Genomic DNA, 2,976 nt, shown 5'->3' on the forward strand with positions numbered 1-2,976 from the left:
GGATGTATGTGGGGGGCGCTTACGGTGCCGCTCGCCAGGACCGGGGCTACTGTAGTGGGCATGGACCAGAATGAAGAGAGCTTGAGGCTTCTTGAAAAAAGAAAAAGGGAAGAGGCCCTGTCCAACCTGCATATAGTGTGCGCCGACCTTAGGAAAATAGAGCTCCATGAGGGTGTTTTTGACAAGATAATAGTGAACGGGGTCCTGGAGTGGGTGCCGGAAACGGAGCATGTAGAAGTGGGCGCGTTCAGGAAAAACGGCGGGATATGGGGGAATCTGCGCGCTCTTCCCGGCAGGTTACGTGAACGTGAGGTGTCCCCCGGGGAGGTGCAGCGCGATCTCCTGCTTAAACTTAACCACGCGATGAAGGATGACGGCACGCTGTACCTGGCGATAGAGAACAGGTACGACTTTTTTTATTTTCTCGGCATGCCGGAACAGCATTCCGGCATGAGGTTCGTGGCGTTCATGCCGAGGTGGATGCAGGACGCCATGTCGCTTATATTCAGGGGCAGGAGGTTCCGCACGTGGACCCATTCAAAGAGGGGGCTTGTCCGACTTTTAAAAAGCGCGGGTTTCGAGGAGTGTGACGTATATTATGGGTTCCCGGATTACCTGAATCCGGAGCTTGTTATAAGTGATAAGGGTATGGAGCATTACCGTTATGTGAGGTCCGCCGGGAAGAAACCATTATGGAAAAAGGCCATACTCCGGGCGATAGAGCATGTGGTGTTTAAAAATATGAAGATGACATTTCTGGCGCCTAGCCTGATCGTTCACGCTAGAAAGGGTAACGTCACTGGAAGAGGGGGGAGATCATGAAAATATTCCTTACCGGCGCGGCGGGTATGCTGGCGGCCGAAGTGATACCGGTATTGAGACGGGAAGGGCACGAACTCATATTGACAGATATAAACAGGCGGCTTCCGGACATAGAAGCGCTTGATGTGACCGACCTCAAGGAAGTGCGACGCCAGATAGAGTCTGCCCGGCCGGATCATGTGTTTCATCTCGGGGCAGAGACCAACGTGGACCTTTGTGAAAAGGACCCGGACCACGCGTTCCGAGTTAACGCGCTTGGTACTGAGAATGTGGCGTTCGCCTGCGCTTCCTGCGGAGCGCGGTTACTTTATATAAGTACGGGTGCCGTCTTCGGCGGTGAAAAGGAAGAGCCGTATACGGAATTCGATGAGCCTGGGCCGGTCAACATATACGGTCACAGTAAATTGCAGGGGGAGATGTTCGTAAGGGAACATCTGGGGAAATATTTTATCGTAAGGGCCGGATGGATGGTGGGCGGATGGGAGTTGGACAAGAAGTTCGTCTATAAGATCATACAGCAGCTCAAGGCCGGGAAGAGAGAGCTTACGGTAGTGGACGATAAGTTCGGGACGCCGACTTTTACCCGGGATTTCGCGGCGAATATATTACGCGTCATAGGTACGGGGCGCTACGGGACATATCACCTGGTCAATAAGGGGACGTGTTCCCGGTATGATATGGCCGAGAAGATCGTGTCGTTCATGGGGCTGGCCGGTAAGGTAACGATGAAAGCGGTGGGTTCGGACAAATACCCTCTTCCAGCTCCGCGCGCCAGGTCCGAGATGATGAGGAACTATAAACTTGAGCTCCTGGGAGAGAATGTTATGCCGGTGTGGGAGGATTCCCTCGCCGCGTACATAAAGGAAAATAAGGACAAGGATTGAGCATGGGGGCGAAGGTTTCCGTTATAATCCCGGCGTACAATAGCGCCGAACTCACGGTGAGGACGGTGAACAGCGTGCTTGGACAGACGTTCCGGGATATCGAGGTATTGGTCGTGGACGACGGGTCCGGCGACGATACCGGCGAAAAGATGAAGGCGTTCGGCGGGCGCATAAGGTATATCCGGAAGGACAACGGAGGCGCCTCAAGCGCCCGTAATGTTGGGATAAAGGCCTCGACCGGGGGATACCTGGCTTTTTTGGACTGTGACGATATTTATATGCCCGAAAAGATTGAGCGTTCGGTCGGGTATCTTGACGCGCATCCGTCCTGTGGGTTCGTACATACGTCGGCCTGCTATATCGACGGTGAGGATAGGCCGATACATATAGCCAGGTATCGCAGGTGGAAAAGGTCAGGACAGATCGCCGACGGGCTTTTGCTGCATAATTTTATCATAAATTCCACGGTAGTGGCGCGCAGAGAGTGCCTGGAGGCGGCCGGGCCGTTCGATGAGGGGATATTCATGCCGGCGGATTGGGATATGTGGCTACGCATGGCCGAGATGGGAGAGGCGGGGTATATCGATGAACCTCTCACGCTGTACAGGGTAACGGGGCGATATATAATGAAGCATCTGGAACTCTCGGAAAAAGAACAATTGTATATGCTGGACAAGGCGTTCGCGCGGCGCGCGAACACGTCTGCCCGTGTGAGGCGAAAAGCGCTGGTGAACGTATATTGCCGGCATGCCGCCGGGTTCATGTCAATGGGTGAATATGATAAGGGCGGGGAAAGGGCGGGGAAGGCGTTGTCGGTCGGACCGTGGAACCCCAAGGCATTACTGCTACTGGCTGCTGCCAGGTTGTTCGGGCGTAACGCGGCTTTAGGCGAATTCGCGCGCAAAACGTATTATGGCGCGAAGTCCGCGTTCAAGAAATGTATGTTCTCCGGCAGGATGACGGACAACGAACAATAAGAGGAGAGGGAAATGGACCTTAAGGGTAAAAAAATACTTGTTACAGGGGCGGAAGGTTTTATCGGCAGCCATCTTACGGAGGCTCTTATCGGGCTGGGATGCGACGTAAAGGCGATGGTGCTATATAATTTCATGGGGTCATACGGCTGGCTTGAAACTGCCTGCAGCGCGGGGGATGCCGGACCGGATGTCTTCATGGGGGACGTACGCGACATCAACTCCGTGCGGGAGGCCATGAAGGGCGTGGACGTGGTGTTCCATCTCGCGGCGCTTATAGGGATCCCCTACAGTTA

Annotated in this window: 4 protein-coding genes; all 4 read left to right on the forward strand. The window is 54.3% G+C overall.

The features are described 5' to 3' along the window. A partial coding sequence (locus PHH49_08725; GenBank protein MDD5489023.1) for a class I SAM-dependent methyltransferase occupies window positions 1-822 on the forward strand: 822 nt, incomplete at its 5' end. Beyond that, on the forward strand, window positions 819-1,706 hold the full coding sequence (gene rfbD / locus PHH49_08730; GenBank protein ID MDD5489024.1) for a dTDP-4-dehydrorhamnose reductase: 888 nt from the start codon (window positions 819-821) through the stop codon (window positions 1,704-1,706). The genes PHH49_08725 and rfbD, both read left to right, overlap by 4 nt. A 2-nt stretch (window positions 1,707-1,708) precedes the next feature. Continuing rightward, the gene (locus PHH49_08735; protein MDD5489025.1) at window positions 1,709-2,683 is read left to right on the forward strand and encodes a glycosyltransferase; all 975 of its coding nucleotides are present in this window, start codon (window positions 1,709-1,711) and stop codon (window positions 2,681-2,683) included. Between the two features lie 12 nt (window positions 2,684-2,695). After that, on the forward strand, window positions 2,696-2,976 hold a 281-nt coding region (locus PHH49_08740; GenBank protein MDD5489026.1), incomplete at its 3' end, for an NAD-dependent epimerase/dehydratase family protein.

Source organism: Candidatus Omnitrophota bacterium (assembly GCA_028715965.1).
Lineage (GTDB): Bacteria > Omnitrophota > Gorgyraeia > Tantalellales > Tantalellaceae > JAQUQS01.

Bases quoted from the DNA above. Each gene is read 5' to 3' on its own strand.
- rfbD (MDD5489024.1), top strand. From the start codon at position 819: ATGAAAATATTCCTTACCGGCGCGGCGGGTATGCTGGCGGCCGAAGTG.
- PHH49_08735 (MDD5489025.1), top strand. From the start codon at position 1,709: ATGGGGGCGAAGGTTTCCGTTATAATCCCGGCGTACAATAGCGCCGAA.